Consider the following 5,430-nt stretch of genomic DNA (forward strand, 5'->3'; position numbering starts at 1 on the left):
ATGGAATCGATCGTCTAGGTATTAACTGTTTTCAACGCGTCTGATCGCCGGGCCAAGTAGGATCGCCGGGCCATGTAGACTTGCCTTGCGCACCAAAAGGCTCGGTGGCTTTTGATTTCTTTGAGAAGCAGCAATCTCCTGGCCCGTTCGGCGTTCAACAGGTCCTCAAAATGGCCGACTGCTGGTCGAAGCCATAAGACGCGAGGCGCTCCTCGATTTCAAAGGCGGTATTGGATCAATCTGCCTGCTCAACGCGTTCTGGACCGTTCTGATTGNNGGTAGCGCTGGATCTCCCAGGATATTTCTGCAACGTCAATCGCCAGCAGCCACTCGTTCGCAGATTGCGGGGGCGAGAGACAATCGTCCTCGAATGTACGGGAATGCAACCGGCGTCTCTTGGCGCTCTTCTTCCCTGTTAGACTGGAGCGGGAGCGCGACTGGCGTTCTCATCACCGGAGCTCTCCGCGGACGCTCAGATGGCACGCTCCTTGCCAATCGGTCGGACAGTGATTTTCGTTGCGAGGAGACGTGTAGCAATGGAACAAAAAAATCGAGTTTTCAAACGTCGAAAGCTCAACTTGGCACATGTCGCCCGCGATCTGGTGCAACTACTCGATGCGATCGAGGATCTCGAGGAGCTGAGAGAGAAGGTCCGGCTAGCAGAGGCAACCCAAGTGTTGCATTAGAGCCGCCGCTTCCTCAGGCTTGCTGACAATACACCGCACGGTGAATAGGCGGCTAACTAACAGTTAGGAAAGAACCAATATCCTATTCCGTAGATGACTCATGCGCCATCCCGGAAAGCAAGGTTATTGTTTGCGTCGAGGATGAGTTTAGAACCTGAGCCGGGACGACATGAAGGACCTCAGGCGACGATTGGAGAAGCTCCGCGCGGACGCCAGAGACTTTGCCGTTATGAGTCAGATGGCGACTGATGCCGAAAAGCGCGCGCTCTTTCAACGCTTGGCGGATGAACTCGCCTTCGAAGCTCTTGAGCTTGAGGTAATCGTAAAACAGAAAGAGCACTCGGATTCCAGCGACCAGCACGAGGTCGTGGAATTTAAGCCGTCCTCTCAGAAGAAGCGCGGCTGATGCGGAAAGAGGCTAGGCGGTCGGCTTGTCTTCCTTATCCACCCCGCGCGCATAACGATTTTGAGCATAGCTCCCTCAACCGCCGCTGTGCCGCCTTCGCCTCATCCCATTGCGCATGGAATCCAGACGTCGCGCGGTTCATCGCGCATGGCCGAGATGCTGACGCCGACCGGTTTGGATTTGGTGCGGTGGGGCGCCGTTAAACTGCATTCACTCCGCATGAGCCTGGGCGGCCTGTCGTCGCCGCGAGGCCCTGAAATCCTTCCGCAGTCATTAACCTTTCGGCTGAAGCGACAAACGGTTCACATAAGTAAATGCGGCAACGACCTCGCCGCACTTGAGTCGCGATTGAATCATTTTCCGATTGGTCCAGCACCGGACCATGCCCCGAGCTTTCGCGGGTCGGAGCGAAAGCTTCTGCAATATGCGTGAACACCGTCGATGCCACTGCGCTGCTGGAATGGCTCACTTCTCAACGCTCCGAATTGGAAAGCCCTTCGCCCCTGGATGCGCGAGGCAGAGCGGAAAACTAGAGCGCCATACCAAAGTGGGAGGGGACTACTGCTGCGGCGGTTAGCACGGCGAAAGCGAAAGCGTCCACGCATCAAGCGACACGGCCTGCCTGGTAGCGTCATCAGCGAAAATCACAGGCTAGAGCAGGCCGTTCCACGAACTCTGGTGCTGTGTTTGATCCAACGGTTTGAGCAAGGCGTGGAGAAACGCGCTGGTCATACTGTGCATCGTCGTCCGCCACCGCGCGAGCGCGTGAACCGAGCACGCTGCCGACAATTTCCGGTCCAGGTGCCTCAACGCGCTCTTACCACTGCGCGTGCCGCCGACCGACCCGTCCATTTTATTGAATTTGCGAGAGGTCGTGCAAATCGGTCGTGCGTTTTATAGGCGGCAGAGGAGCAAATGACCGTGACTATTTCTTGGTTCTGGAATCAATCCCGATCGAGAGCGAGTACGGCTTCTGATTGGGTTTGATCACAGATCCGATCTCGTGTCGCGCGCTCACAGGGGCGCGCACAGAATGTGGCCAAGAACGAGTCGAACTCGGCCGCCGACATTTCTCCGGACGGATGGCAAAGTTGGCGTATTTGGTCTTGCCCAAGCCGGAGGCTTGGCCATCGATCGGCACGTTGTAGAGCGCATCGGCGAAGATCATGCGGGCACGCCGACCATAGCTGTCCGCTTGAAGCGCATCGGCGCAGATGAGACGATGCTGATCCAAAAGCCAGAGGGGCGTCCTCGCTCAAGCGGTTGAGCGCAAGTCGCAGCATCCGGAGCTGCACCTCGCTGAGATCGTGCAAGGTGACGACCGGCACCTCGCCGCGACCGAGCTGCGACCAGCGCCCAGCCGGACACCACCCTTCGCTCGGCATCAACGGCAATGGGAAGAACGAATCCGAACTCCTGCAGGCTCGCCGCGAGCTTGGTAATCTGGAGCTTCGGGTGCCGGCGCGTCTGCTGGCCCAGCGGTTTGAGCTCCTCGATCCGCACATGGACCGGCGTGAGGTCATGTCGCAGCGGATAACCGTTGGTCCGTACATCGCGATGTTGCATCGGTTCGCCTTGGCAAGAGCTAAGAGAGTCCCGCTGCCAACTAAATTCGGCCAAGGTTAACGATTCATCCCAGCGCGCGGATACCGACCCTGCATCAGCGGTTATCCACAGGACGATTGCTTGCGCCGCTATTCGCGCCGCGGCATTCGGCAGCCGTTGTTGATCCGTTGCCCGCGCATCGTCTGTTTCCTCTGCATCGTCTGTTTCCCCCGGCCGTCTGCGCGCAAATTCCCTGTTCAGCAGATGACAAATTCCCTGTTCGCATTTGGCGGATCGCGCCCTGATGCATGGGATTTCAAGGCACATCTTCGCATTTTTCATGGGATAGCGGCCCCACCGCGGGCGCGCTTTCCCTGTAAAATTCCCTGTTCGCAGGGAATTCGGGTCGCGGCAGCGAAAGGAACTTCCTGCGTCTGTCGTGATTGCTGTTCAAACTCAGGGAGAACATCCATGATCAGAAAATCCGCCATCGTGGCACTCGCATGCATTGCTTTGTCCTCACCGGCCTTCGCGCAAGGAGGCGGCGGTGGTGCCGGTGCTGCCGGTGCAGGCGGAGGAGCCGGAGGCAGCGCGGGATCGGCGGCGAGCTCTAGCGTTGGCACAGGCACCTCGTCGAGCACCACTAATTCCGGAGCCTCAGCTCCCTCAGGCATGGGAACGCAGGACACCACGATTGGCGCTAGCCACAGCAATGCATCGCAGAACAATCCGAACGTCCAGCCCCCGACGCCAAACGGAACGTCGCCGGCTTCTGCACAGGCTGAGCGAAACACTGGCGTGGGTCATGCCGCCAACGGCTTACCAATCGGTAGTCCGGGCACCGGTACCAGCAACGAAGATCAGAGGTAGCTTGTCCTAAGCACGCAAATCCTGGCCTTCCTGCACCTTTACTGCCCAGTTAGCGGCTCGGGTTTGTGACCCTTTGGGCCGCACCGCGTATGTACCCGCGAGACAACGAGCGAAGCTTTTGCGCTGATGCAAAACTCGGTCATACGGTCATCCACCATTCAGGGATACGCCAGGCAAAACAGATCGTTTCATCCTGAAGGGCTGCGAATAGATCAGACAGCCCGCGGCCGCTGTGTTACAGCCGGGAATGAAAAAAATACTCCTCATTTCACTGCTCATCACGACACCGGCACTCGCGCAGAGCGAACCGCCAGCTCCGAAGGCGCCATTGACCGATCGCGAACGAGTGCAGGCCGATCGCGCGCAGGCGGCCTCGGAGGAGAAGAACGCCCCAACAGCGCGCCCTTGGGACAGGGGCGCGGATGGCAAGCGGCCCTGGGATCGAGGAGCTCAGGCGAAGTAGCGGCCTTCCAGGCAAAAAGCAGCAGCCTTCCGTGAGGGCGAAGTTTTACTCGCTCGCGGGCTCCACAACACCGTTATCGAGCTATCCAGTGCAACAAAGGGGCTGTGATCCCGTATCGGAAGTTCGCCGCTCAGCGACACGGCTCTACCTGACAGTCACTTCCACTATGATGACCGATGATCCGTGCTGCCTGCGGTTTTCGCCCGACACTGCAATTCGAAATCGGTCAGTTCCTGGGCTTGTGGGGGCTTGGTAGCGAAACGACGGGCCGGCGATCGTCACGATGCCGGCACTCGGCGCCTCCACCAGTTTGACTTCGTCCAAAAGCTGTGTTCTGCCGCGCAGGCCCTGCAGGCATTCGGTCCCGGAGGGAATTGAAATAGTCCAATACACGATGTCGGAAAGCAGTACGAAACGTTCCGCGCGGTAAACGCATTCGCCGGCGGTCGCAGCATACGCTTGTAGCCAGCAGCCAGCGAAAAAGCAAAGGCTCGCAGCGCCCGTTTTGATTTTCATGCGGCCGCTCATCCGATCGTCATCGTTGGATCTGCTCAAGTCGACCTCAAGCAAAACCGCCGCCACCGGCTGCCCAGTGCGGCGGCTTATAGTGGAACGCAGCCGCTAGCTAAACGGCTTTGACTCTCACCGAGCGTACCAATACCCCCACCAGCGTTGCGACACGGGCCGCGCTTCCGCCTTAAGCGCCGCGACTTCCTCGACAGAGCGAAGATTGGGGCCATAGATCGCAGGCGGGTAAACATCATCCCAAAACACGTAACCGGTTCGGACGTCGGCCGCTCGATGATGCGCCGGAGCAAGCGCGAGCTCCGCGGCTGGAACTGGGGTCGTGGTCGAAGCGAAGCTAAGGACACCAAGCACACTAAGAGCAATGAATGGAGTAAGGGTGCGGACGTTCATTGGATTGATCCCTCTCAAAAAATGGGCTGGAAATAATGCGACGGCTTGCAAAAGGTTGCAAGTGGCCGAATGGCTGCGGTAGCAGGCTCGGGGAAGCCCGGAGATGTCGCAGCAAGGTCAAGATCTATCACGGAGGAGCACAAGCGCCAAGCGATCGAACCGCTGCACGAGGTTTTTGACCAAATGCGAATGCACCGAAGCCTCGCCGCGCGTGTCGATCTCTTCCGCCCGGCGCTTGCCTATAGCGCGACAATCTGGATGGGAAGCGCGCGACAATCAGGATGGCGAGTCGGTGTCGCGGCGAGGTGATGATTGCCGCGATGATTGTCGTGCGCAAGAGTTTTGTTCGCTCTGATTGTCGCGGAGCGTCAATCAGCGAGTGTTTTTGGTGTCGCGTGCGAGGGTGGTCGCCCTGGACCACGCTTCCGTTCGAGCGCGGTGCGCCTGCGATAGCTTTCGACGTTCATCTCGACGATGGTGGCGTGGTGAACGAGGCGATCGATAGCGGCGAGCGTCATAGCAGGGTCGCCGAACACGACAGA

6 protein-coding genes are annotated in these 5,430 nt (G+C 58.7%); 2 read left to right on the forward strand and 4 right to left on the reverse strand.

What is annotated here, in order from left to right; all coding sequences use genetic code 11:
* Positions 1–536 precede the first annotated feature (536 nt).
* Together FXV83_RS43250 and FXV83_RS35715 are read left to right on the forward strand one after the other, a co-directional pair.
* Positions 537–686, forward strand: a complete 150-nt coding sequence (locus FXV83_RS43250; protein ID WP_187436401.1) for a hypothetical protein — start codon at positions 537–539, stop codon at positions 684–686.
* Positions 687–855: 169 nt separating this feature from the next.
* Positions 856–1,092, forward strand: a complete 237-nt coding sequence (locus FXV83_RS35715) for a hypothetical protein (protein WP_148744232.1) — start codon at positions 856–858, stop codon at positions 1,090–1,092.
* A 925-nt stretch (positions 1,093–2,017) separates the two neighbouring features.
* Here FXV83_RS35715 and FXV83_RS35720 read toward each other — a convergent pair.
* The 4 genes from FXV83_RS35720 to FXV83_RS44495 form a co-directional block, all read right to left on the reverse strand.
* Entirely contained in the window at positions 2,018–2,260 is a 243-nt protein-coding gene (locus FXV83_RS35720; RefSeq protein WP_148744233.1) for a hypothetical protein, read from the reverse strand.
* A complete protein-coding gene (locus tag FXV83_RS35725; protein WP_148744234.1) occupies positions 2,257–2,979 on the reverse strand; it encodes a ParB N-terminal domain-containing protein in 723 nt (240 codons plus the stop codon). The genes FXV83_RS35720 and FXV83_RS35725 overlap by 4 nt, the downstream gene beginning before the upstream one ends.
* Before the next feature lie 1,135 nt (positions 2,980–4,114).
* Positions 4,115–4,525, reverse strand: a complete 411-nt coding sequence (locus FXV83_RS35740; protein ID WP_148744237.1) for a hypothetical protein — start codon at positions 4,523–4,525, stop codon at positions 4,115–4,117.
* 731 nt (positions 4,526–5,256) lie between these two features.
* The coding region (locus FXV83_RS44495) for an ATP-binding protein (RefSeq protein ID WP_235940441.1) at positions 5,257–5,430 on the reverse strand (174 nt) is incomplete at its 5' end.

This window comes from Bradyrhizobium hipponense (assembly GCF_008123965.1).
Classification (GTDB): domain Bacteria; phylum Pseudomonadota; class Alphaproteobacteria; order Rhizobiales; family Xanthobacteraceae; genus Bradyrhizobium; species Bradyrhizobium hipponense.